Source organism: Ectopseudomonas alcaliphila (assembly GCF_900101755.1).
In the GTDB taxonomy this organism is placed as follows: Bacteria; Pseudomonadota; Gammaproteobacteria; order Pseudomonadales; family Pseudomonadaceae; genus Aquipseudomonas; species Aquipseudomonas alcaliphila.
Genome location: NZ_FNAE01000004.1, coordinates 26,569 through 49,996 on the forward strand (window position 1 = coordinate 26,569; position 23,428 = coordinate 49,996).

19 protein-coding genes are annotated in these 23,428 nt (G+C 64.2%); 9 read left to right on the forward strand and 10 right to left on the reverse strand.

Annotated features, from left to right (window positions below):
• The first annotated feature begins 148 nt into the window (after positions 1-148).
• The 3 genes from BLR77_RS14585 (at position 149) to pcaC (ending at position 2,767) form a co-directional block, all read left to right on the forward strand.
• The gene (locus tag BLR77_RS14585) at positions 149-1,501 is read left to right on the forward strand and encodes a 3-carboxy-cis,cis-muconate cycloisomerase (protein WP_074678984.1); all 1,353 of its coding nucleotides are present in this window, start codon (positions 149-151) and stop codon (positions 1,499-1,501) included.
• 9 nt (positions 1,502-1,510) lie between these two features.
• On the forward strand, positions 1,511-2,299 hold the full coding sequence (pcaD, locus tag BLR77_RS14590) for a 3-oxoadipate enol-lactonase (RefSeq protein WP_074678986.1): 789 nt from the start codon (positions 1,511-1,513) through the stop codon (positions 2,297-2,299).
• A gap of 72 nt (positions 2,300-2,371) precedes the next feature.
• Entirely contained in the window at positions 2,372-2,767 is a 396-nt protein-coding gene (gene pcaC / locus BLR77_RS14595; protein WP_074678988.1) for a 4-carboxymuconolactone decarboxylase, read from the forward strand.
• A gap of 81 nt (positions 2,768-2,848) precedes the next feature.
• Here the strand turns inward: pcaC and BLR77_RS14600 are convergent, their stop codons facing one another.
• From BLR77_RS14600 to pobA, 7 genes are all read right to left on the reverse strand, one after another.
• The gene (locus tag BLR77_RS14600) at positions 2,849-4,543 is read right to left on the reverse strand and encodes an FAD-dependent oxidoreductase (protein WP_074678990.1); all 1,695 of its coding nucleotides are present in this window, start codon (positions 4,541-4,543) and stop codon (positions 2,849-2,851) included.
• 247 nt (positions 4,544-4,790) lie between these two features.
• Positions 4,791-6,725, reverse strand: a complete 1,935-nt coding sequence (locus tag BLR77_RS14605) for a methyl-accepting chemotaxis protein (RefSeq protein WP_074678992.1) — start codon at positions 6,723-6,725, stop codon at positions 4,791-4,793.
• A 107-nt stretch (positions 6,726-6,832) separates the two neighbouring features.
• A complete protein-coding gene (locus tag BLR77_RS14610) occupies positions 6,833-8,056 on the reverse strand; it encodes an OprD family porin (protein WP_083366080.1) in 1,224 nt (407 codons plus the stop codon).
• A 173-nt stretch (positions 8,057-8,229) separates the two neighbouring features.
• Positions 8,230-9,552: a TRAP transporter large permease gene (locus tag BLR77_RS14615; protein ID WP_074678996.1), complete on the reverse strand. Its 1,323-nt coding sequence runs from the start codon at positions 9,550-9,552 to the stop codon at positions 8,230-8,232.
• Entirely contained in the window at positions 9,549-10,079 is a 531-nt protein-coding gene (locus BLR77_RS14620) for a TRAP transporter small permease (protein WP_074678998.1), read from the reverse strand. The genes BLR77_RS14615 and BLR77_RS14620 overlap by 4 nt, the downstream gene beginning before the upstream one ends.
• A gap of 58 nt (positions 10,080-10,137) precedes the next feature.
• Positions 10,138-11,190: a TRAP transporter substrate-binding protein gene (locus BLR77_RS14625; RefSeq protein ID WP_074679000.1), complete on the reverse strand. Its 1,053-nt coding sequence runs from the start codon at positions 11,188-11,190 to the stop codon at positions 10,138-10,140.
• Between the two features lie 300 nt (positions 11,191-11,490).
• Complete coding sequence (pobA, locus tag BLR77_RS14630; RefSeq protein ID WP_074679002.1) at positions 11,491-12,675, reverse strand: 4-hydroxybenzoate 3-monooxygenase; 1,185 nt, start codon at positions 12,673-12,675, stop codon at positions 11,491-11,493.
• A gap of 135 nt (positions 12,676-12,810) precedes the next feature.
• Between pobA and BLR77_RS14635 the strand changes: the two genes are divergently transcribed.
• Positions 12,811-13,680 carry a helix-turn-helix domain-containing protein gene (locus tag BLR77_RS14635; protein ID WP_074679004.1) on the forward strand — a complete coding sequence of 290 codons (870 nt, stop codon included), beginning with the start codon at positions 12,811-12,813 and terminating at the stop codon, positions 13,678-13,680.
• 71 nt (positions 13,681-13,751) lie between these two features.
• Here BLR77_RS14635 and BLR77_RS14640 read toward each other — a convergent pair whose 3' ends face one another.
• From BLR77_RS14640 to BLR77_RS14650, 3 genes are all read right to left on the reverse strand, one after another.
• Positions 13,752-14,753: a tripartite tricarboxylate transporter substrate binding protein gene (locus BLR77_RS14640; protein ID WP_074679006.1), complete on the reverse strand. Its 1,002-nt coding sequence runs from the start codon at positions 14,751-14,753 to the stop codon at positions 13,752-13,754.
• Between the two features lie 67 nt (positions 14,754-14,820).
• On the reverse strand, positions 14,821-16,335 hold the full coding sequence (locus tag BLR77_RS14645) for a tripartite tricarboxylate transporter permease (protein WP_074679008.1): 1,515 nt from the start codon (positions 16,333-16,335) through the stop codon (positions 14,821-14,823).
• Between the two features lie 13 nt (positions 16,336-16,348).
• A complete protein-coding gene (locus BLR77_RS14650; RefSeq protein WP_074679010.1) occupies positions 16,349-16,819 on the reverse strand; it encodes a tripartite tricarboxylate transporter TctB family protein in 471 nt (156 codons plus the stop codon).
• A 550-nt stretch (positions 16,820-17,369) separates the two neighbouring features.
• Here BLR77_RS14650 and BLR77_RS14655 point away from each other — a divergent pair.
• The 5 genes from BLR77_RS14655 (at position 17,370) to quiC (ending at position 23,420) form a co-directional block, all read left to right on the forward strand.
• Complete coding sequence (locus tag BLR77_RS14655; protein WP_074679012.1) at positions 17,370-18,146, forward strand: IclR family transcriptional regulator; 777 nt, start codon at positions 17,370-17,372, stop codon at positions 18,144-18,146.
• Positions 18,147-18,449: 303 nt separating this feature from the next.
• Positions 18,450-19,499, forward strand: a complete 1,050-nt coding sequence (locus BLR77_RS14660) for a Gfo/Idh/MocA family protein (RefSeq protein WP_074679014.1) — start codon at positions 18,450-18,452, stop codon at positions 19,497-19,499.
• 13 nt (positions 19,500-19,512) lie between these two features.
• Positions 19,513-20,331: a sugar phosphate isomerase/epimerase family protein gene (locus BLR77_RS14665; protein ID WP_074679016.1), complete on the forward strand. Its 819-nt coding sequence runs from the start codon at positions 19,513-19,515 to the stop codon at positions 20,329-20,331.
• A gap of 105 nt (positions 20,332-20,436) precedes the next feature.
• The gene (locus BLR77_RS14670; protein ID WP_074679018.1) at positions 20,437-21,321 is read left to right on the forward strand and encodes a DMT family transporter; all 885 of its coding nucleotides are present in this window, start codon (positions 20,437-20,439) and stop codon (positions 21,319-21,321) included.
• 191 nt (positions 21,322-21,512) lie between these two features.
• Positions 21,513-23,420 (forward strand): 3-dehydroshikimate dehydratase QuiC, encoded by a 1,908-nt coding sequence (gene quiC, locus BLR77_RS14675; protein ID WP_074679020.1) that lies wholly within the window; start codon positions 21,513-21,515, stop codon positions 23,418-23,420.
• The last annotated feature ends 8 nt before the right edge of the window (positions 23,421-23,428 follow it).

Here is a 23,428-nt window from a genome sequence, read left to right on the forward strand (position 1 = left end):
CGCCATGTTCACCGCGCGTGAGGATCGTAGGGTGGGCTTTAGCCCACCATTTTCACACCGGTGGGCTGAAGCCCACCCTACGCACTGGATTCGCCTACGTCGCCCTGCCAACCTAGGCTTACCCCCAAACTGCTGGAACGAGACTGCCTTGAGCAACCAACTCTTCGATGCCTACTTCACCGCGCCGGCCATGCGCGCGATCTTCTGCGACTCCGGCCGGGTGCAGGGCATGCTCGACTTCGAGGCTGCTCTGGCGCGGGCCGAGGCTCGCGTGGGGCTGATCCCAGCCGAGGCCGTGGCGCCCATCGAGGCCGCCTGTAAAGCTGAGCTATACGATTACCCGGCGCTGGCCCAGGCCATCGCCACCGCCGGCAACTCGGCGATTCCGCTGGTCAAGGCCCTCGGCAAGCGTATCGCTGCCAGCGATGCCGAGGCCGAACGCTATGTACATCTCGGAGCCACCAGCCAGGACGCCATGGACAGCGGCCTGGTGCTGCAGCTACGCGCTGCCATCGACCTGATCGAAAGCGATCTCGCTACTCTGGCCGATGCCCTGGCGGTACAGGCCGAGCGTCATGCCGACACCCCGCTGGCCGGACGTACCTGGCTGCAGCAGGCCACGCCGGTGACCCTGGGGATGAAGCTGGCCGGTGTGCTCGGCGCCATCACCCGTCATCGCCAGCGTTTAGTGGAACTCAAGCCGCGCCTGCTGTGCCTGCAGTTCGGCGGCGCCTCCGGCAGCCTGGCGGCACTGGGCGAGCAGGCCTGGCCGGTGGCCGAGGCGCTGGCCGCCGAGCTGCACTTGAACCTGCCCGAGCAGCCCTGGCACACCCAGCGCGACCGTCTGGTGGAGTTCGCCAGCCTGTTCGGGCTGATCGCCGGCAGCCTGGGCAAGCTCGGCCGCGACCTCAGTCTGCTGATGCAGACCGAGGCCGGCGAGGTGTTCGAGCCAGCCGCGCCCGGCAAGGGCGGCTCTTCGACCATGCCGCACAAGCGTAATCCGGTCGGCGCCGCCGTGCTGATCGGCGCCGCTACCCGTGCGCCGGGTCTGGTAGCGACGATGTTCGCCGCCATGCCGCAGGAGCACGAACGCAGCCTCGGCCTGTGGCACGCCGAATGGGAAACCTTGCCGGAACTCTGTTGCCTGGTCTCCGGTGCGCTGCAGCAGGCGCTGCTGGCGGTGCCGGGTCTGGAAGTGGACGCCGCGCGCATGCGCAGCAACCTCGAACTGACCCAGGGCCTGGTGCTGGCCGAGGCGGTGAGTATCGCCCTGGCCCAGCGTATCGGTCGCGACGCTGCCCATCATCTGGTCGAGCAATGCTGCCGCCAGGCAGTGCTGCAGAGCGTGCATCTGCGCACGGTGCTTGGCGCCAATGCCGAGGTCGGCGCCGAGCTGTCCGCTGCCGAACTGGACCGTCTGCTCGATCCGGCTAATTACCTGGGACAGGCCCGCCGCTGGGTGCAGCGGGCCGTCGCCGAACACACGCAATTTTCGCGTTAGGAGTTATCCATGCCTGCCGTACGTCTCGCCGATGGCGATTTGAACTACTTGCTCGAAGGCCCCGCCGGTGCGCCGGTGCTGGTGCTGTCCAACTCCCTGGGTACCGATCTGCACATGTGGGACGTGCAGATGCCGGCGCTGACCCGGCATTTTCAGGTGCTGCGCTACGACACCCGTGGCCATGGCCAGTCGCTGGTAACGCAAGGGCCCTACAGCGTCGAGCAACTGGGCCGCGACGTGCTGGCTCTGCTCGACGCGCTGGATATCGCCAAGGCGCATTTCTGTGGGCTGTCCATGGGCGGGCTGATCGGCCAGTGGCTGGCGCTCAACGCCCCCGAGCGCATCGCACGCCTGGTGCTGTGCAACACCGCCGCGAAGATCGGCGCGCCGGAGGTGTGGAACCCGCGCATCGACACGGTGCTGGCTGGCGGCGCCCAGGCCATGCGCGATCTGCGCGACGCCTCGATTTCGCGCTGGTTCACCGCTGGTTTCGCCGCCGCGCAGCCGCACCAGGTCGAGCCCATCGTCGGCATGCTGGCGCAGACTTCGCCCGAAGGTTACGCCGCCAACTGTGCAGCGGTGCGCGATGCCGATTTCCGCGAGCAGCTTGCCGATATCCAGTCGCCAACGCTGATCGTCTGCGGCAGCCTTGATCCGGTCACCACCGTCGAGCACGGCCGCTTCATGCAGCAGCGGATCGAGGGCGCGCAACTGCTGGAGTTCCACGCCGCGCATCTGTCCAACGTCGAGGCTGGCGTGGCCTTTACCCAGGCGCTGCTGGATTTCCTGAACCAGTGAAACCATCGGTGCGCACGGCGCACCCTACGGTAGGGTGCGCCGTGCGCACCGATGCTTACCCGGAGTGATGCTATGGACGAAAAACAACGCTACGAAGCCGGTATGCAGGTGCGCCGCGCGGTGCTCGGCGACGCCCATGTCGACCGCAGCCTGGAGAAGCTCACGCCGTTCAACAGTGAGTTCCAGGAGATGATCACCCGTCACGCCTGGGGCGATATCTGGACCCGTCCCGGCCTGCCGCGCCACACCCGCAGCCTGATCACCATCGCCATGCTGATCGGCATGAACCGCGAGGGCGAGCTGCGCCTGCACCTGCGTGCCGCGAAGAACAACGGGGTGAGCCGCGACGAGATCAAAGAAGTGCTCATGCAGAGCGCCATCTACTGCGGTATTCCGGCGGCCAACGCCACCTTCCACCTGGCCGAGGAAGTCTGGGACGAATTGGGCGTGGAATCGCTGGAAGACTGATTCGTACGAGCAATACAGCGCTGCCCGGACCACGCATCCGGGCGGTGCTTTTTTATGCTTGCCATCCATGGCCGACCGATATCAGACCGTAGCCGCGTGGCGTCCGGCGATATAGCCAAAGGTCAGCGCCGGCCCTAGGTTGATGCCGCCCGAGGGGTAGTGCCCGCCCATGGGACTGGCCATATCGGTGCCCGCCGCATACAGCCCCGGTATCGGTTGGCCTGCGCCATCGAGCACCCGCGCATGGCCATCGGTGCGTAGCCCGGCGAATGTACCGAAGCAACCCGGTTGTACTTTCACGGCATAGAAGGGGCCGTGCTCGATAGGGGCTACGCAGGGGTTTGGACCGCTGTGCTGAGCATCGCCGCTGCGACGGTTGAACGCTGTGCTGCCACGGCCGAACAGTGGGTCTTCGCCACGGCGCGCATGCTGGTTGAACTCGTCGACGGTGGCAGCGAGCCCGATCGGGTCGATGCCGCAGGCCTGCGCCAGCGCTTCCAGGCTGTGGCCGCGCTTGAGGTAGCCGTTGCGGATATGTGGCCACAGCGGTACTGGCGCCGGGCGAGCGAAGCCGAGGCCGTAGCGGCGCTGAAAGCGGTGGTCGCAGATCAGCCAGGAGCAGGCTTGCTGATCCTCGGGGATGGCCTTGAGCATGGCGTCGACATAGTCGTAGTAACCGCCTGCCTCGTTGACGAAGCGCTTGCCGTTTTGCAGCACGCCGATGATGCCGGGCTTGCCGCGGTCGATGATGTGCGGGAAGTGGCCGACACTACCGTCTGCATAGGGCACCTTCGACACCGGTGCCCAGGCCACTGGCGAGCGCAGGTCGTCGGCCACGTGGCCGCCCGCTGATTCGCCCAGGCGCAGGCCGTCGCCGGAGCAACTGGTTGGCGGCAGGGCGAGGTTGTCATGGCCGCTGGCATCGCGCGGGAACATTGCCTTACGCCGCTCGGGATCGTTGGGAAAACCACCGGCAGCCAGCACCACCGCTTTGGCGTGGATAGTCATTTCCGCACCGGCGTGCAGCACCATGGCACCGCATACGTTGCCGTCTTCGATGATCAGGCGCTGCGCGGGCGTGGACACCATCATTTGCACGCCCAGGTCCTGCGCCGAGCGCGCCTGGCGTGCGATCAGCGCTACGCCGTTGACCAGGTGCATGGCGCGTCCGTAGCGGGCCAGGTAATAGAGGTGGGTGGTGAAGCGCCGGATCACGTGCAGCAGAGCCCCGGGCGAGCGCGTCATGTTGAGGAAGGCAGCGAGATCGGCACCGGCCATGATCGGCATGCCCATGAAGGAGGTCTCGCGCATGGTCTTGCGCAGACGTGGCAGCAGGTCGAGCACTTCGCGGCCATCATAGGGCGCGGCGATGACCTGATGGCCGCCGCTGGCGGCGCCGGGCGTGTCACCGTGCATGTCGGGGATGCCGTTGCCATCGACGAACTGCAGGGCAGTGTGCTGCTCGAAGAACGCCACCATATCCGGGCAATTTTGCAGAAAGGCGTCCACCAGTTCGGGACGGTAATGCTCGCCGAGTTCGTTACGCAGGTAAGTGCGCGGCTGCTCGATGTCCTCGACGATGCCAGCGCGCCGGGCCAGCGGGTTGCGCGGCGCCCACAGCCAGCCGCCGGACCAGGCGGTGGCACCGCCCAGCACCGCGTCCTTCTCCACCAGGATCACCCGTTTGCCCAGGTGCGCGGCGCTGACGGCGGCCGCCAGGCCGGCCGCGCCGGAGCCGACCACCAGCAGGTCGCAGTCGAGTGGGGCGTTGGCCATGGCAGATCTCCGCATTTGTTATTTATTGGAACTTGGTTCCGGATTTTATGTTGGCGCTGCCGAGGCGCCAAGCACTGTCGGATGATTCGCCCGGGAAGTCGTGCGGTTAGCGGTCAGTTGTTGTCGGGGTAGTGCGGATGCAATCCGGGAAAGGGCAGCGATTGCGCATTGCTCATGGGCCGCGACGGTGGACAAGCTGCGCGTTGTCCACCCTACGGCCGGGATGAGCGAGGCCGGTTCCTCGGTCTCAGGTCCGAAAACGGCCGATGCGCAGCTGCAATTCACCGCCCAGCCTGGCCAGTTCGGCGCTGGACAGGGCGGTCTGCTCGGTGGCGCTGGCGCTTTGCTCGCCGATGCCACGTACGTTGTCCAGGCTGCGGTTGATCTCCAGGGCCACCGCACTCTGCTGTTCGGCGGCACTGGCGATCTGCTGGTTCATTTGTTCGATCAGCGCGACTGCCTGATTGATGCGCGTCAGGCTCTGGCCGGCCAGTTTGACGCTGCTCATGGCGTCCTGGCTCAGCGTCTGGCTGGCCTGGGTCTGGGCGACGGCCGTTTGTACGCGGCTTTGCAGGCTGGTGATCAGCGCCTCGATCTCGCGGGTGGAGTCCTGAGTACGGCGCGCCAGGGCGCGCACTTCATCGGCGACCACGGCGAAGCCGCGGCCTTGTTCACCGGCGCGCGCTGCCTCGATGGCGGCGTTGAGCGCGAGCAGGTTGGTCTGCTCGGCGACTGCCTTGATCACATCCAGCACAGTGCCGATGCGTTGGCTCTCGCCTTGCACCAGGCCAACGGTCTGCCCGGTATGCGCCACCTCGCTGGCCAGGCGCTCGATCTGCTCGACTACCTGGTGCACCTGGCGGTCGCCATCACGGGCCTGCAGTTCTGCCTGTTGCGCGGCCTGCGATGCCTGCTCGGCATCACCGGCCACCTGCTGCACGCTGGTGACCATCTGTTGCATGGCGCAGGCTGTCTGGCTGGACTCTTCGCTCTGTTCGTGCACCCCCGCGCGGGTCTGTTCGCTGACTGCCGAGAGTTGCTCTGCTGCGGCGGCAATCTGTGTCGCGCTGCCGCCGATCTGCTCGATCAATTCGCGCAGGTGGTCGCGCATGGTCTGCAGTGCGCCCAGAAGCTGGCCGACCTCATCACGCCGCACGGCGATACGACTGCCACTGAGATTGCCGGCCGCGACCTGCTGGGCCAGCAGCAGGCAGTGTTGCAGCGGCCCGACGATCAGGCGGCGAATCAGCCAGCTGGCGAGCAGAGCCAGTAGCAGCGCTGCAGTGGTGAGCAGGGCAAGGGTTTGCAGGGAGGTGCGGTTGCCCGCTTGCATTGTGCGTTGCTGGTGCTGCTGCAGGTCGTTGCCATGTTGCAGCATGCCTTGCGCCAGGTCGGCCAGTTGGCTGCGACTGCGCTGCTCGGCCTCGAGGCTGTGGCGATAGTGCTCGAAGGACTCGCGATAGCTGTCGAGTGCGCGCAGGGCCTCGTCCAGAGAGGCCTGCTGCAGGGCAGCCAGTTGCGTGCGCAGTTGCTGAGCCGCCTCGGTCATGCTGGCGAAGCGCGTTTGCCAGAGGTCGGCATCGGCGCTGTCAGCGCTACGGATGAACTGGCTTTCCGCCAGGCGCAGCTGCAGCAGGGTGTGGCTCAGGCGCGCCGCCGCCTCGGCCTGGTCGACGCTGCTCTGCGTGCCCGTTTCGCCATCGAACAATCGATCGCGAATCAGGTTGAACTGGTCCTGGGTGACCATCTCGAACTGGATCAGCGCTTCGTCGGCGCGTATCGCCATTCCGGTCTGCGCCGTGCTGGCCTGAGACTGCGTCGTGCGCAGTTGGGTGAAGTGCTGCAGATAGGCGTCATTGCCGTGTAGCAACAGCTGGAGTTGCTCGGCGTCGGTGGGCAAGTCAGCCAGCTGTGCGGCGATGCGCGTATGTTGCTCGGTGATCGCCGCTGCATGGCCAGCCAGCGGCGCCAGCAGGTAGTCCTTCTCCTGCAAGCGCAGTTGCAGGATCTGTTGCTTGAGGTCTGCCACCTGGAGCGACTGAGCGGCATGCCCGAGAATCTCACTGGCCGTGCGCCAGCCACCCAGGGCGACTGCCAGGGTCAGCAGCATGACCAGTGAGAAGCCCAGCAGGAGTTTGTGCCCGACCTTGAGGTCGGCGCTACGTTCGATGATCCAGCGCATGGGGGTACTTCCTCGAACAGTTGCACATCAAAAAAAAGCCCGTCACGAGGACGGGCTGAACGTGCCGTAACACTAGGAGTCACTTGTGCAGCGATGTCGCGTGAGGCTTACAGAATCGACAGCGGGTAGTTGATGATCAGACGGTTCTCGTGCAGATCCTGGCCCACGTCACGGCGCACATCGGAGTTACGCCAGCGCACGCTCAGGTTCTTCAGCGTGCCTTCCTGAATGGTGTAGGCCAGCTCGGATTCACGACCCCACTCTTCGGCATCGGTACGGCCGCCGGTGTGGATGTTGGAACCGCTGACGTAACGGTTCATCAGGGTCAGGCCCGGGATGCCGAGGCCGGCGAAGTTGTAGTCGTGACGAACCTGCCAGGAGCGCTCTTCCGGGTTGTCGTAGCTGTTGGTGAAGCCGTCGTTGACCAGAGTTCCGCCACTGGCGCCGTCGATGCGCATGAACTTGGTGTCACCGCTCAGGCGCTGGTAGGCCACCATGAAGGTGTTGTTGCCGGTCTTGGCGGAGAGCGCACCCTGGTAGACCTTGTTGTCCAGGTTACCGGCCTTGGCCGCGCCTTCTTCCTTGCCGGTGACATAGCCCAGGTTGGCACCCAGCACCCAGTCGCCGACCGGTTGGCTGTGGGTCAACTGCACGTAGCTCTGCTGGTAGACGTCTTCCAGGCGGGCATGCCAGACGCCGACCATGGTGTTGTTGCCATTGAAGCGGTACTCACCACCGGCGAAGTTGAAATCGTCGCCGTTGTGCGTGGTGCCGTTTACGGTGAACGACATGTCTTCACGGCTGGCATCGTTGCGCTGGCTGTTCTTCCAGAACTGGCCGCCGTACAGGGTCAGGCCATCGATCTCGTTGGAGGTCAGTTGCGCACCCTGGAAGGTTTGCGGCAGCGAACGACCGTCGTCAGCGCGCAGGATCGGCAGCACGGCGAACCACTCGCCAACCTTCAGCTCGGTCTTGGAAATCTTGGCTTTGGCGGCCACTGCAGTACGACCGAACTGGTCAGCGGCCTGACCGTCATCGTGGATCGGCATCAGCTGGGTGTTGGCGGCGCCGCGATTGCCGTCCAGCTTGATGCTGTACAGACCGAGCACATCGAGACCGAAGCCGACGGTGCCTTCGGTGAAACCGGAGCGCGCGTCAAGGATGAAGCTCTGGGTCCAACCTTCGGCCTGGCCCTGGCGTTCGCCGCGAATCACGGGGTCGGTGCCATTGAGGTAGTTGCGGTTGAAGTAATAGTTGCGCAGGCCGAGGGTGACCTTGGCGTCTTCGACGAAACCGGCGGCCTGAACGCCGACCGAGAGGCTGGAGGCCATGACGGCAACGGCGATTGCGCTGGGAGCGATGTACAGAGCTTTTTTCATTGTTATCGTTTCCTTTTTCAAGGTTGAAAGCTCCCCTCCGCAGCGGCGGATACGCTTCTACATCGGGGAGAGTGGTGGCAGTTATTCGGGGTTCAGCGGCGTTCGTCTGAATGCATCGCGAGTCCTCAGGTCAGCCAGCGCACCAGGCACAGGGTGATCGATGGGAAGAGCACGAGGATGACCACGCGCACGACGTCCGAGATCAGGAACGGCACGATGCCTCTGAAGGCGTCGCGCATGGGAATATCGCGCGCCATGCCGGCAATCACGTACACGTTCATGCCCAGAGGCGGGGTGACCATGCCGATCTCCACCACCATCAAGGCCAGAATGCCGAACCAGATGGCTTTTTCCGTCTGGTCCAGACCATAGAAGTCCAGCCCCATGATCACCGGGAAGAAGATCGGGATGGTCAGCAGGATCATCGACATGGTGTCCATCACGCAGCCGAGGATCAGGTACAGAACGAGGATCCCGGCCAGCACCAGGAACGGTGGCAGACCTGCGCCGCTGATGCTTTCGGCGATGAAGTTGGGCAATTGCGAGATGGCCAGGAAGGCGTTCATCACATCGGCGCCGAGCAGGATCATGAAGATCATGGCCGTGGTCACGCCGGTGCCCAGCAGCACCTCCTTGAGTTCGGCCAGACGCATCTTGCCCAGGGTGAAGGCGAAGAAGCCCGTGCCCACGGTGCCGATGGCAGCGGCCTCGGTCGGGGTGAACCAGCCGCCGTAGATACCCCCGAGCACCACCAGGAAAATCAGCAGTACCGGCCACACACCCTGCTGTGCCTGCAGTCGCTGTTTCCAGCTCGAGCGCTCCTGCGCCGGGCCGGAGTCCGGGAACAGGCGCACATAGATGGCGATGGCAATCATGTAGCCGATGACGGCGAGAATGCCCGGCACGAAGGCGGCCATGAACAGCGTGGAGATGTTCTGCTGGGCGAGGATGGCGTAGATCACCAGCACCACCGAGGGCGGGATGAGAATGCCCAGGGTGCCGCCGGCCGCCAGGCAACCGACTGCCAGCGAGTTGGAGTACTTGTAGCGACGCAGCTCCGGCAGAGCCACCTGACCCATGGTCGCAGCGGTCGCCACCGATGAGCCACAGACCGCGCCGAAGGCGGCGCACGAGCCAATGGCGGAGATCGCCAGGCCACCGCGCCAGTGCCCGACCATGGCGGCTGCGGCACGGAACAGGCCGGTAGCCAGGCCGCCCCGCGAGGCGAACTGCCCCATCAGCAGAAACAGCGGGATCACCGACAGGTCGTACACGGTGTAACGTGCGTAGGCCACCGTCTTCAGGTAGTTGAGCAATGGGTCCCAGCCGCTGATCGAGACGTAGCCGCCAATACCGGTCAGCAGCATGGCGATGGCGATCGGAATGCGGATGGCCAGCAGAACCAGGAGGAAGGCGAGGAAGAGTCCGCCCAATGCGACGCTGCTCATTGCTGGCCTCCCTCACCACGCTGGTCGAGCCAGGCGGTGTACAGGGCAACGACGGCCAGCAGGGCGAAAGACGGCGCGAAGGGCGTCATCGACCACCACATGGGAATGCCCATGATGATCGACTCTTCACCGTTGCGATAAGTATCCAGCGTGCCGATTACCGAGCGCCAGGCTAGCAGCGCCGCACAGGCAGCCATCAGCAGGCAGCCGAGGGTGTCGAGATAGCGCCGGGTGGTGGCCGAGGCGCGCAGGGTGAAGGCGTCGACGATGACATTGCTACGACGCAACTGGCACAGCGGCAGGAAGCTCACCACGGCAATGCCGCAGCCCATCTGCACCAGTTCGACGTCACCGAGCAGTGGCGCGTCGAACAGGCTGCGCATGGTGATGCTGTAGGCCGACAGCAGGGTGATGGCGACCAGCACGAGGCCACCAGCCAGTGCCAGCCAGCGTGCCAGGGCATCGAGCAACTGGCCAAACGGGCGCGTGCGCTGAGGCCGCCCGGACAGGGCAGGGTTTTCGATCATGAGAGGACTCCGCAAGGCCGGCACCGCAAGTGCCGGCCAGCACAACGAGGGTTAACGATCAGTGCGGCAGCTTGGCGTTGTAGCTTTCGATCAGGTCGCGCACTTCTTGCAGCAGCGCGGCACCGTTGTCGTTGCCCTTGCTCTCGACTTCCTTGATCCAGTCGTTGTCCAGCTTGCGGCCGATGGCCATCCACTTGGCCTGTTCTTCGGCGGGCAGTACGTAGATCTCGTTGCCACGCGATTGCGCCAGTTTGTGTCCGGTCTCGATCACGTTGGTATCCCAGATATGGCCGGCCTGGCGTGAGAGTTCACGGCCGCTGTTGTCGTCGATGATCTTGCGCAGGTCATCGGGCAGGCTGGCGTACTTGGCCGGGTTCATCGCCAGCACCAGCGCTGTGTGCATCAGCGCCGGCTGACCCGGCGCCATTTCGGTGTGGTACTTGACCAGTTCCTGCAGCTTCAGTGCAGGGACCACGTCCCAGGGCAGCACGGCGCCGTCTACCACACCCTTGGACAGCGCTTCCGGCACCTGCGGTACCGGCATGGCCACCGGTGTGGCGCCGAGCATGGAGATCAGCTTGGTGGAGATGCGGTTGGCCGAGCGCAGTTTCAGGCCGCGGAAGTCGGACAGGCTGCGCACCGGCTTCTTCGCCGTGTGCAGCAGCGCGCCATCGGTCAGGTGGGTGGCCAGCAGATGCACGTCGGCGAATTCCTTCTGCCCGTGGGCTTCGAGGAAATCCCACATGGCCTGGCTGCTGGCTTCCGAAGAGTGGCTCATGAACGGCATCTCGAATGCCGAGGCCAGAGGGAAGCGGCCGCTGGTGTAGCCAGGCAGGGTCCAGACGATGTCGGCGACGCCATCACGCGCCTGATCGATCAGCTGTGGCGGGGTGCCGCCCAGCTGCATGGACGGGTAGAACTGAAACTGGATCCGGCCATTGGATTCGGCGGTGATCTTCTCTGCCCAGGGCTTGAGAAAGTCGGCCTGGGTCACCGAGTGCGCCGGCAGGAAGTGGTGAACCTTGAGGGTGACCTCGGCCTCGTCGGCGTTGGCCCAGGTCATGACGCTGGTGGCAAGCAGCGTCAGCAAAGCCTTGGAAAGCTTGTGCATCGCAAATGTCCTTTCTTATTCATTGTTAGTAGGCGACTCAGGTACAGCCAGGTTCGGCTGCAATACTGCCGCCGCTAGGATTCGCTGCTCGCATGGTGCGAGTTAGCGAGGGGCTATTCAATTCGATTAACGACTTAGTGTGCGATAAACGAACGAATTGCGTAGGCCTGGGACGTGCCTGTGGCGCGCCAGGCGATTATCGATCAAGGGCTTCCGTTCGAGAGGTAAGGTGCGCCGTGTGCACCCATGAACCTCGGTCTGGCAGGGTGCACGCGGCGCACCTTGCGGCTGATAAATGAGCTATTCGATGGCCTCGTAGGGCAGGCCGACGTAGTTCTCGGCGATGGTCCTGCGCCCGGCTTCGGAACTGACGAAGTAATCCAGTTCGGTCTCCTGCATGCGGCGGCTGAAGGCATCGGTATCGGGAAAACGATGCAGCATCGAGGTCATCCACCAGGAAAAGCGCTCGGCCTTCCAGATGCGCCGCAGGCAGATTGCCGAGTAGCGTTCGAGCAGCTCCACGCGGCCTTCGCGGTAGACCTTGAGCAGGATGCGGTACAGCGTGCTGACGTCGCTGGCGGCCAGGTTGAGGCCCTTGGCACCGGTCGGCGGGACGATGTGCGCGGCATCACCGAGCAGAAACAGGCGGCCGTACTGCATCGGTTCGACGACGAAGCTGCGTAGCGGCGCGATGCTCTTTTCGATCGAAGGCCCGGTGACCAACTGGCTGGCGATATCGCTTGGCAGGCGGCGCTTGAGTTCGTCCCAGAAGCGCTCGTCGGACCAGTCTTCGACCTTCTCCTCGGCGCCCACCTGCACGTAGTAACGCGTGCGTGTCGGCGAACGCATGCTGCACAGGGCGAAGCCACGCGCGTGGTTGGCGTAGATCAGCTCCTCATGCACCGGCGGGGTGTCGGCAAGGATGCCCAGCCAGCCGAACGGATACACCCGCTCGAATTCCTGAAGTACCCCTGCCGGAATGGATTGTCGCGATACGCCATGGAAGCCGTCGCAGCCTGCGATGTAATCGCACGTCAGACGCTGTGTGCGGCCCTCATGCTCGAAGGTCAGGTAAGGGCGCTCGCCCTTGAGTTCGTGCAACTGCAGCTGGCTGGTGTTGTACAGGGTGATGGCCCCGCTGGCCTGGCGGGCCTCCATCAGGTCGCGGGTGACCTCGGTCTGGCCGTAGACCATCACGCTCTTGCCAGCGGTCAGCCCCTTGAGGTCGATGCGCTCGCAGCGGCCATCGAAGGCCAGCTGGAAACCATCGTGCGGCAGGCCTTCGCGATCCATGCGCGCGGCCACACCGGCCTCGCGCAGCAGGTCGACCATACCCTGTTCGAGCACGCCGGCGCGGATGCGGCCGAGCACGTAGTCGGGACTCTGGCGTTCGAGGATGACGTTGTCGATGCCGACGTTGTGCAGCAATTGGCCGAGCAGCAGGCCGGAGGGGCCAGCGCCGATGATGGCGACCTGAGTGTTCATTATTGTTCTCCAGTAGGTGATCGGCTGTATGTCGATTCACAGGCTCAGGTCTGTATTTTTTGTGGATGCATGTTCGGTTAGAAGGCAATATCGAAAAGGATTCTTGGACTTTTCGATGATTTTAAGCGCCCGGCCATGACCGTTTCGAAAGCACCCCTGGTGCCGGTATTCAAGCTGTACGGTGAGACGGCCGAATGGCCGACCCCAGATCTCATCCACTGCGAATCGATTCCCGAGCGCAGCCAGTTGCACGGGTGGGAGATCAAACCGCACCGCCACGCTGACCTGTTGCAATTGCTCTATGTACAGGCGGGTGAAGCGGAGCTGGAGGTTGAGGGGCAATTGCGCCAGGTGCGCAGCGCTTCGCTGCAGGTCGTACCGGCACTGTGCGTGCACGGCTTTCGCTTCTCGAGTGATGTTCAGGGCTATGTGCTGAGCCTGGCGCGGCCGCTGGTGGAACAACTGGCCGCGCCATTGGGCCAGCAGTGCTTGCACAGCCCCATGTGCTACGAGGTTGGCGAGCAGCGCCGTTACCTGGATGCCTTGTTCGAATCCATCAGCCAGGAGTACGGCCGTCTGGAGCCAGCGCGGGAGCTGATGCTGCAATCGCTGATCAGCGTCCTGCTGGTTGCCATCGCGCGTCGGCAACTGGCGCGAAGCGAGGCGCAGGAGCCCACGGATGGACGAGGGCGTGAGCATGTGCAGGCATTCGTGCGCTTGCTCGAAGTGCACTTTCGCGAGCATCTACCGATCGAGCATTACGCCTCGCGCCTGGGGATCAGTGCCGCTCACCTCAACGCGCTGTGCCGGCGGCTGGCCGGGCAATCCGCGTTGCAGCTGATCAATCAGCGTCTGTTGCTCGAGGCCAAGCGCTGTCTGGTGTACACCACCATGACGGTGAGCCAGGTGTCAGACAGTCTGGGTTTTTCCGAGCCGGGCTATTTTTCCCGTTTCTTCAAGCGTGGCAGCGGGCTTTCGCCCAAGGCGTTTCGTTTGCGTCGCTGAGAGGTGCGGGCGCGGGGAGGTGAATGCGCATGGCGCGCCCTACCTCGTGCAGGGCGCCCCATGCGTGGGGATCAGGGCTTGGCGATGCCAACCGAGTCCGGGGAAATTTCGATGGCCTTGGCCTTGTACATCGACCAGGTGGTGACCGACTGCCAGCGCTTGAGGAACTCTTCAGCTTCTGCGCCGTTGAGGTTCAGGCTCTGCGCGCCGAAGTTCTTCAGGAAGCCCTGGAACTCGTCGTTGCCGACGGCTTTGGCGTAAGCGTCGACCAGCTTCTGCTTGACGTCGTCCGGGGTGTCCTTGTGCACGAAGGCGCCCCAGAACGGACCCCACGGCAGGTACTCGGCGATGGCCGGCAGGGCCTTGGTGATCGGCTCCACGCCCGGCAGCTCCGGGGTTTCCTCGGTGGCGAACACGGCCAGGGCCTTGAGTTTGCCGCTGCGTACCAGCTCGCGGGCGGCGGCCAGGCTCAGGGGCATGAAGTCGATGTGCTTGCCCATCAGCGCGGTGATGCCGGGGCCGTCGCCACCGAAGGTCACTTCACGCACTTTCAGCTCGTCCACCGCATTGATCATCGCGCTGACCGTGCTCGGCAGGCCGCCGGCGCCAGTGGAGCCCATGCGCAGGGTGTCCGGGTTGGCCTTGGCTGCCGCCATCAGCTCGGCCATGTTGTTGAACGGCGCGTCGGCGTTGGCGGCGATCACTACCACGTTCTGGCCGATGATGTTGACCGGGTAGAAGTCGGCGTAATCGAAGTCGGCGAGTTTCAGCACTTTATAGAGCTGCGGGTTCTCGGCGCCGAGCAGGATGGTGTAACCGTTCGGACGCTGCTGCATGACGTGGGTGCTGCCGATCACGGCGGTGCCACCCGGACGGTTGTTGAGGATGAACTTGCCGCCCAGTTCCTTTTCCACGTACGGAGTCAGGCTGCGCATGACGTTGTCGGTGGCGCCGCCTGCACCCCAGGGAATGACCGCCTGGATGCTGCGCTCGGGGTACTCGGCGTGGGCTGGCAGGGCCATGGTGAGGGCGCTGAGTCCGAGAGCGGCGCCAGTCAGTAGCGATTTGAACATGTGGAGACTCTCCATCGGTTGTTGTTGTGAGCCCCTGTAGGCCGGGGCACGCCTTTGAACCTGGGTATCAGCCACGCGCCGAAGCGGGGCTGAGCTTGCTCTTGAGTTTCTTCAGCAGCGGGGTGTTGCCGAGCAGAATCAGCACCACCGCGGCGCTGAGGATCAGTGACAGCGGGCTGGTGACCAGCCCTTGCAGCAGCTCCACCGGGTTGTCACCGGCCGAGGACATGGCCTGGCGATACGAGGTGTCCATCAGCGGGCCGAGGATGGCGCCGAGGATGATCGGGCCCATCTGGAAGCCGAAGATCTTCAGCAGATAGCCGAGCACGCCGAAGCCGAGCATCCAGTACACCTCGGTCATGCTGCTGTTGATCGAGTAGGTGCCGACCACGCAGAGCACGAGGATCAGTGGAATCAGCACGGACTTGGGCATTTCCACGAACTTGGCGAAGAGCTTGATGCCCATCAGGCCGAAGATCATCAGGAACACGTTGGCCAGCAGCAGATTGCCGACGGTGAAGTAGAAGATATGCGGGTTTTCCACCATCAGCATCGGGCCGGGATTGAGGCCATGCACCACCAGGGCGCCGATGATCACCGCAGTGACTGCATCACCCGGCATGCCCAGGGTCAGCATCGGCACATAGGCGCCGCCGACCGCCGCGCTGTTGGCGGTTTCCGGCGCTATCAGGCCTTCGTAGGCACCCTTGCCGAACGGTCTGGTCGGATTCTTCACGGTGCGCTTGGCGTGGTCATAGGCCATCAGCGCGGCGATGTCGCCACCGACGCCCGGCAGCACGCCGACGATGACGCCAATGATCGAGGTGCGGATCGACAGCGGGAGGAACTTCAGGACCATGGCGAAGGAGGGCAGGATCTTGTCCACCTTCTGGCGGATCACCGGGCTGTCGAGGTTATGCAGTTGGTAGAAGGCCTCGGCGACGCCGAACAGGCCAATCATCAGCACCACGTAGTGGATGCCGCCCATCAGTTCGACCTGGCCCAGGGTGAAACGCCCTTGCGCGGTGACCGGGTCCATACCGACCAGGCCGATCACCGCACCCAGGGCGGCGGCGAAGATGCCTTTTGCCAGCGAGCCTTCGGCCAGACTGCCGACCAGCAGCAGACCGATGGCGGCGACCAGGAAGTAGTCGCGCGGTGCGAAGCGCAGGGCCAGATCGCCGATCAGCGGTGCGGCGCTGGCGAGCATGATGGTGCCGACGATACCGCCGACCACCGACATCACGGTGCTCAGGCCGATGGCGCGTCCGGCTTCGCCCTGTTGTGCCAGCGGGTAGCCGTCGAAGGCCGTGGCCACCGAGGAGGGCGCGCCGGGGATGTTCAGCAGGATGGCGCTGCGCGAGCCACCGTAAACGCCGCCGATGAAGATACCGACGATCAGCGCCAGTGCATCGTTGACATCCCAGGCGAAGGTGAAGGACACCAGGATGGACACCGCCATGGTCACCGACAGGCCCGGGATGGCGCCGATATAGATGCCGGCGAAAGTGCCCAGCGCAGTCAGCATCAGCAGCTGCGGGTCACTCCAGGCCATCAGCAGGTAGGAAAGGGTATCGCTCATCTCGGGTGCCTCGTTATGGCAGGTAAACGCTGAACGCCAGGCTGAACAGCAGGTAGATCAGCACCAGCAAGACAGCTGCAATCAGGATCGCGTTGAGTACGCGGCCGCCTCGCAGGTAGACGATCGACAGCACCAGAAAAAGGAAGGTGCTGACGTAGAAGCTGACCCACTGGATCGCCGCCAGGTACGCCACGGCCAGCAAGCCGAAGACCAGGGTGCGGCGCGGGAAGTGGGTGTTGCGAAACTGCTGGAATGCGTCCAGCCAGCCGCTGCAGTCGGGCTTGGCCTTGCCGATCAGCTCGACGGCGATCTTCCCGGCGGAGAGGATCATCACCAGCGCGACGCCGAGGGGAAATGCCCCGGGGGAATTGATCGAGGAGAAACCGGAAATCTGGTAGGCCAGGTAGAACACCACCAGGCTCGCCAGCACCAGCAGGACACAGAAGGTGCGCTCGCCGACCAGCATCTTGTCTGTCTTGTTCATGCTATCGCTCCGACAGGGTTGGGAGGATGGGGCAGGTCAGGATTTGCACGCAGGCTGCCGTTTGGCTGTCAGCGCGCCGATCAGGCGCCGCCAGGAGACCTTGCGCATGCCCTGACGGGCAGGGGCGAGGACGGGCATAGCCAGAGTGGAGAGAGATGACCAGTCGTCGAGCAACGAGCTGGGCGCCGGACGAGGAACCATCCTCGCTGTGGCATGGGTGGCCGGGGCACGCAGGTGCATAGGCTGTGACATGACAATTGACCTTCTTATATTTATTGGCTGCTGAAAGACTCGAAGTGTGATGCACCAGGCAGAGGATCACTTCGTTTTCAGGCGTGGTAGGAATAGTGGGCCGACCACGCTGGCCATTTCAATTCGCTAAACGGGGTTTTGTTCGATAAACGAACAAGAACGAACCAGTTAGTACATTGTGCGTTGCGCTGGCAGTATCGCGCGTCCGTGGCCCAGCATCCAGAGGCAGGCTCCCGTCTGGCTCGCGTCGCCGGGCGCTTGTCTCTTAGAATCTGCGCAAATTCTCCAGGACACTCTCATGGCCGGCAGTCAGATCGAACGCGCGCTCAGCCTTCTCGAAAGCCTCACTCGTGATGCCCGTGGCGTGCAGATGCAGGCACTGGCCGATGAGCTGGATATTCCCAAGAGCGCCACGCATCGCATGCTCGCCGAGCTGATGCGCCTGGGCTATGTGCGCCAGGATGCGCTTACCAGTCGCTATCGCCTGTCGACCAAACTGGTGGCGCTGGGCTTTCGCTATCTGGCCAACAGCGGCGCTGACGTGGTGCAGCCGATTCTCGATGCGTTGGCTGAAACCAGCGGCGAGCTGGTGCGCCTGGGTGTGATCGAGGGCGAGCGCCAGACCTGGATCGCCAAGAGCCAGGGGGCTCGCTCCGGTCTGCGTTACGACCCGGACATGGGGCGTGACGCGCCGCTGTTCTACACCGCTTCCGGGCATGCCTGGCTGGCCAGCATGAGCGATGCCGAGGCCTTGGAGCTGGTTGTTCGGCAGGGCATCGCCGACCCCGCCGAGTTCGGCCCCAATGCACCGCGTAACCAACAGGAGCTGCTGCAGCGCCTGGCGCTGGCACGCCAGCAGGGTTACGCCTGGGTGATGGAAAGCTCGTCGTTGGGTACCGCGGCTCTGGCCGCTGTAGTGCGCCATCCCTTCGGAGGGCGAGTGATCGGTGTGCTCAGCATCGCCGGGCCCAGTGCGCGCCTGCCGCTGGCGTGTATCGAGCAACTGGCGCCTGAGCTGCTGGCCGCCGCCGAAGAGTTGTCCGCTGCGAGCCCCGCCTCCGAGCTGTTCGCCTGATCGGCTAGAACGCAACACGCCTAGCCCACCGTAGGAGCGGCTTCAGCCGCGATCAGCGTCCTTCGCGGCACAGCCGCGCCTGCGGGTAATCCGCAGGCCTGATCCCAAATCCGATTGCTTTCAAGGCGCGGCGCGCATGGCGCACCCTACGGATCTCGCGTCGACTTCTGGGGGGCAGCGAAGCCTGCGGTATTCGCTGCATTTTCGCCTTGCGTAATTTTTGGAACTGGGTTCTAAATTAAAAAGGCGCTGCAGAATCTCTTCGGCGCCCCCGCGCGAACACGACAACAAGAGGATCCCCGCGTGACCCTTCCCCTGCGTATTGCCCTGATCGGTGCTGGCGTCATGGGCCGACAGCACCATCAGCACCTGCAGAATCTGGCCGAAGCGCAATTGTGTGCCATCGCCGATCCCGGCCCCCAGGCCGCCGAGTTTGCGGCGCAATGCGGCGTGCCTTGTTTCGCCGATCATCTGCAGATGCTGGAGCAGGTGCGGCCCGAGGCGGTGATCGTCGCCAACCCCAATGCGCTGCATGTCAGCACCGCGCTCGACTGCATTGCAGCCGGCGTGCCGGTGTTGCTGGAAAAACCGGTGGGCGTGCACCTGGATGAGGTGCGCGAACTGGTGGCGGCCAGTGAACGTAGCGGCGTGCCGGTGCTGGTCGGCCATCATCGCCGGCACAATCCGCTGATCGCCCGTGCCCGCGCGTTGATCGAGGAGGGCGCTCTGGGCCGGCTGACCACGGTCACCGCCCTGTGGCAGGTGCAGAAACCCGACAGCTACTACGACATAGCCTGGCGCCGTGAAGCCGGTGCCGGGATGCTGCTGACCAATCTGATTCATGACCTCGATCTGCTGCGCCATCTGTGTGGTGAGGTGCGTCAGGTGCAAGCCATCACCAGCAACGGCGTACGCGGCTTCGCCAATGAGGACAGCGCGGCGGTGCTGCTGCAGTTCGAAGGTGGCGCGTTGGGCAGCCTGACCGGCTCCGACGCCGTTGCCGCGCCCTGGAGCTGGGAGCTGGATTCCGGCGAGAACCCGGTCTACCCGCGTCAGGCCGATCAGCCCTGTTATCTGCTCGCCGGTACCCGTGGCGCGCTGAGCATTCCGCAGCTCAAGCGCTGGCACTACAACGAGGCAGGCGCCGGCTGGCACCAGCCGCTGCAGCAGGTGCAGGAGCATTTCGCCACAGGCGAGGCCCTGTATCGCCAGTTGCAGCATTTCGTCCAGGTCGCCCGTGGCCAGGTTCAGCCGCTGGTCAGCGCTGCCGATGCCGGTCGCACCCTGGCGTTGGTCGAGGCCATCCGCCAGGCGGCGGAAAGTGGCCAGGCCTGCGTCCCCGAACCCCTCTGAGCAGAGAATCATCATGAGCGAACGTATTCTTTCCCTGGCCGCCCTGACCGTGCTCGAGCTGCCACCGCCGGAGATGGTCGAGGTGGCGGCGCGCGCCGGCTACAGCCATGTTGGCTTGCGTCTGCTGCCGGCCACGCCGGAGGAGCATCACTTTCCGCTGGTGGCCGATGCCGCCCTGCGCGGGCAGACCCTGCAGCGTCTGCGCGATACCGGCATCCGGGTGCTCGATGTGGAAATCCTGCGCCTGAAGGCGGAAACCCGCGTCAGCGACTTCGAGGCCATCCTCGCTGTAGGCGCCGAGTGTGGTGCCAGCGAATTGCTGGTGGCCGGCAATGATCCAGATGAAGCGCGACTGAGCGACAACTTCGCCGCGCTCTGTGATCTGTCCGAGCAGTACGGCCTGCATCCGCATCTGGAGTTCATGCCCTGGACCGACGCCCGCGACCTCACCCAGGCGGCGCGTATCGTCGCTGCGGCGGGGCGAGCCAATGGCTGCGTGCTGGTCGATGCTTTCCACTTCGATCGTTCAGCCTCGCGCCTGCAGGATCTGGCGGCGGTGCCCACCGAGCGTCTGCGCTACGCTCAGTTGTGCGATGTGGCCGGGCCGCGTCCGCAGGACATGGACGAAATCCTGCGGCAGGCGCGCAACGAGCGGCGCTTTCCCGGTGATGGCGACTGCGATCTGCTCGGCTTGCTGGGAACCCTGCCGGCGAACATCCCGTTGAGTCTGGAGATTCCCACCCGGCAGCTTATGGAGCAGGGCGTCAGCGCGCTGCAGCGGGCGCGCATGGCGCTGGAGAAGACCCGGCAGTTGCTCGACCGTCAGTCGTAATGCAGCCAGCGCCTGCCGCCGCGGATATAGGCGCGGGTCAGCCATGGTCTGTATAGTTAGTTGTCTTGCTATCTTTTTGCGGCGAGTCCGCTTTCCGGGTATTTCATGACCATCACTCCATTGTCCGGCGCCAATCACCCGCTCAAGGGGATCGGCCTGATGGTGCTGGCGACCTTCCTGTTCGCCAGTCACGATGCCATGTCCAAATACCTGTCGGGCTTCTATCCAATCATTCTCATCGTCTGGGCTCGCTACCTGGTGCACACCCTGTTGATGGCAGGCATCTTCCTGCCGCAATCCGGCTTGCGCGTGCTGCGCACCAAGCGACCCGGTCTGCAGGTGCTGCGGGCGCTGTGCCTGCTGGGGGTTAGCCTGCTGTTCACCACGGGGCTGATGTTCATCCCGCTGGCCGAGGCGACCTCGGTGATCTTTCTGGCGCCGCTGCTGGTCACGGCACTCTCGGTGCCTTTGCTCGGTGAACGCGTCAGCGTGGGGCAGTGGGTGGCGGTGATCATCGGCTTCGTCGGGGTGCTGATCATCGTGCATCCGGGCGGCAGCCTGTTCACCCCGGCGGTGCTGTTGCCGCTGAGCGCCGCGTTGTGTTTCAGCTGCTATCAGATCCTCACCCGGCGCCTCAGTGAAGTGGACAGCGCCACCACCAGCAACTTCTTCGCCGGCCTGGTCAACACGCTGGTGATGAGTCTGCTGGTGCCGTTCTTCTGGCATGTGCCGAGCCTGACGCACGGTTTGATGATGCTGGCGCTGGGCGGCTGTGGCATGGCCGCGCATCTGTTGCTGACCCACGCCTTCCGCCATGCCGCGCCTGCTTTGCTGGCGCCGTTTGGCTACGTGCAGATCGTCTTCGCCGGGCTGCTGGGGCTGCTGGTGTTCCAGCACAAGCCGGACACCACGGCGATGATCGGTATCCTCATCATCTGCCTCAGTGGTTTGGCGGCCGCCTGGCAGAGCAGGAGGCGGCCCCGGGAATAAGCATTGTTCGATTATCGAACGGAAAACTAACCAGTTCGTTCATTTTGAATTGCCGATATTCCCGACCCTGCCAATAATCCAGGCTACGAACAATCCATGAGCGCCGATCCACCGGCCGAGTGAGGGCTCAGGAGCGCGTTTCGCCTCCCTCACTTTGCCCGCCACGGCGCCGCCTCAGCCCGGAGCCGTCTATGCAGCGTTCAATTGCCACCGTTTCCCTCAGCGGTACCCTGCCTGAGAAGCTCGAAGCCATTGCCGCCGCCGGCTTCGACGGTGTGGAAATCTTCGAGAACGACCTGCTCTACTACGACGGCAGCCCCAGCGAAATCCGCAAGCGCTGCGCCGACCTCGGCATCGCCATCACCCTGTTCCAGCCATTTCGCGACTTCGAAGGCTGTCGCCGTGACCGTCTGCAGCGCAACATCGACCGCGCCGAGCGCAAGTTCGACCTGATGCAGGAGCTGGGCACCGACCTGGTGCTGGTGTGCAGCAACGTCGCTGCCGACTCGCTGGGCGACGATGAAATCCTTATCGACGACCTGCGCCTGCTCGGCGAGCGTGCCGGCGCACGCGGCCTGCGTATCGGTTACGAGGCCCTGGCGTGGGGACGCCACGTCAACACCTACCAGCAGGTGTGGAACCTGGTGCGTCAGGCCGACCATCCTGCCGTCGGGGTGATCCTCGACAGTTTCCATACCCTGTCGCTCAAGGGCGACCCTGCTGCCATCGCCGATATCCCCGGCGACAAGATCTTCTTCGTGCAGATGGCCGATGCGCCGATCCTGGCCATGGACGTGCTTGAATGGAGCCGGCATTTCCGCTGCTTCCCGGGACAGGGCGAGTTCGATCTGGCGGGCTTTCTCGCGCCGATCCTGCGTACCGGCTATCGCGGTCCGCTGTCACTGGAAATCTTCAACGACGGCTTCCGCGCCGCGCCGCCGCGGCAGAACGCGGCCGACGGCCTGCGCTCGCTGCTTTACCTCGAAGAGAAGACTCACAAGCGTCTCGAGAAAGAGGGGCATCAGATCGAGCCGGGCGTGCTCTTCACGCCGCCTGCGGCCCACCGCTACGATGGCGTCGAATTTCTCGAGTTCGCCGTCAATGAGGCCGTCGGCGCGCGCCTGGCCGGCTGGCTGGAGCGACTGGGCTTCGCTCGTGCCGGCCAGCATCGCTCCAAGGACGTCAGCCTGCTGCGTCAGGGCGATATCAACATCGTGCTCAACGCCGAACCCTATTCTTTCGCGCACAACTTCTTCGAGTCCCATGGCCCGTCGCTGTGTGCCACCGCGCTGCGGGTGAAGGATGGTGCCGCTGCGTTACAGCGTGCCTGCGACTATCGCGGCCAGCCTTATCGCGGCCTGGTCGGCCCCAACGAGCGGGAAGTGCCGGCAGTGCGCGCCCCTGATGGCAGCCTGATCTACCTGGTGGAGCAGGCGGGAGCAGGGCAGACCATCTATGACACCGACTTCAGCCTCAATCAGACGGTCGAGGCCAGCGGTGGTCTGCAGCGCATCGACCACATGGCCTTGGCATTGCCGGCCGACTCGCTGGACAGTTGGGTGCTGTTCTACAAGAGCCTGCTGGACTTCGAAGCGGACGACGAAGTGGTCTTGCCCGATCCTTACGGTCTGGTTAAAAGCCGCGCGATTCGCAGCCGTTGCAGTTCGATCCGCTTGCCGCTGAACATCTCGGAGAACCGCAACACCGCCATTGCTCATGCGCTGTCCAGCTATCAGGGCTCCGGCGTGCACCACATCGCGTTCTCCTGCGAAGACATATTCGCCGAAGTCGCGCGGTCCAAGGAGGCAGGGGTGCCACTGCTGGAAATTCCGCTGAACTACTACGATGATCTGGCCGCGCGCTTCGATTTCGACGATGAGTTCCTCAGCGAGCTGGCCTATTACAACGTGCTCTACGACCGCGATGCTCAGGGTGGCGAGCTGTTCCATGTCTACACCGAGCCGTTCGAAGAGCGCTTCTTCTTCGAGATCATTCAGCGCAAGGGCGGCTATGTCGGCTACGGCGCGGCTAACGTCGCGGTACGCCTGGCTGCCATGGCCAAGTCACGCAGCGGCGGATTGAAGCGTCCGCGGTTATAAGTGGGTTC

Excerpts from the sequence above, each read along its gene's own strand:
- BLR77_RS14620 (WP_074678998.1), bottom strand. The coding sequence starts at position 10,079 with ATGATCGAAAACCCTGCCCTGTCCGGGCGGCCTCAGCGCACGCGCCCG.
- BLR77_RS14670 (WP_074679018.1), top strand. The coding sequence starts at position 20,437 with ATGACCATCACTCCATTGTCCGGCGCCAATCACCCGCTCAAGGGGATC.
- BLR77_RS14665 (WP_074679016.1), top strand. The coding sequence starts at position 19,513 with ATGAGCGAACGTATTCTTTCCCTGGCCGCCCTGACCGTGCTCGAGCTG.
- BLR77_RS14655 (WP_074679012.1), top strand. The coding sequence starts at position 17,370 with ATGGCCGGCAGTCAGATCGAACGCGCGCTCAGCCTTCTCGAAAGCCTC.
- BLR77_RS14600 (WP_074678990.1), bottom strand. The coding sequence starts at position 4,543 with ATGGCCAACGCCCCACTCGACTGCGACCTGCTGGTGGTCGGCTCCGGC.
- BLR77_RS14605 (WP_074678992.1), bottom strand. The coding sequence starts at position 6,725 with ATGCGCTGGATCATCGAACGTAGCGCCGACCTCAAGGTCGGGCACAAA.
- quiC (WP_074679020.1), top strand. The coding sequence starts at position 21,513 with ATGCAGCGTTCAATTGCCACCGTTTCCCTCAGCGGTACCCTGCCTGAG.
- BLR77_RS14625 (WP_074679000.1), bottom strand. The coding sequence starts at position 11,190 with ATGCACAAGCTTTCCAAGGCTTTGCTGACGCTGCTTGCCACCAGCGTC.
- BLR77_RS14635 (WP_074679004.1), top strand. The coding sequence starts at position 12,811 with ATGACCGTTTCGAAAGCACCCCTGGTGCCGGTATTCAAGCTGTACGGT.
- BLR77_RS14615 (WP_074678996.1), bottom strand. The coding sequence starts at position 9,552 with ATGAGCAGCGTCGCATTGGGCGGACTCTTCCTCGCCTTCCTCCTGGTT.
- pobA (WP_074679002.1), bottom strand. The coding sequence starts at position 12,675 with ATGAACACTCAGGTCGCCATCATCGGCGCTGGCCCCTCCGGCCTGCTG.
- BLR77_RS14610 (WP_083366080.1), bottom strand. The coding sequence starts at position 8,056 with ATGGCCTCCAGCCTCTCGGTCGGCGTTCAGGCCGCCGGTTTCGTCGAA.
- pcaC (WP_074678988.1), top strand. The coding sequence starts at position 2,372 with ATGGACGAAAAACAACGCTACGAAGCCGGTATGCAGGTGCGCCGCGCG.
- BLR77_RS14650 (WP_074679010.1), bottom strand. The coding sequence starts at position 16,819 with ATGAACAAGACAGACAAGATGCTGGTCGGCGAGCGCACCTTCTGTGTC.
- pcaD (WP_074678986.1), top strand. The coding sequence starts at position 1,511 with ATGCCTGCCGTACGTCTCGCCGATGGCGATTTGAACTACTTGCTCGAA.
- BLR77_RS14645 (WP_074679008.1), bottom strand. The coding sequence starts at position 16,335 with ATGAGCGATACCCTTTCCTACCTGCTGATGGCCTGGAGTGACCCGCAG.
- BLR77_RS14640 (WP_074679006.1), bottom strand. The coding sequence starts at position 14,753 with ATGTTCAAATCGCTACTGACTGGCGCCGCTCTCGGACTCAGCGCCCTC.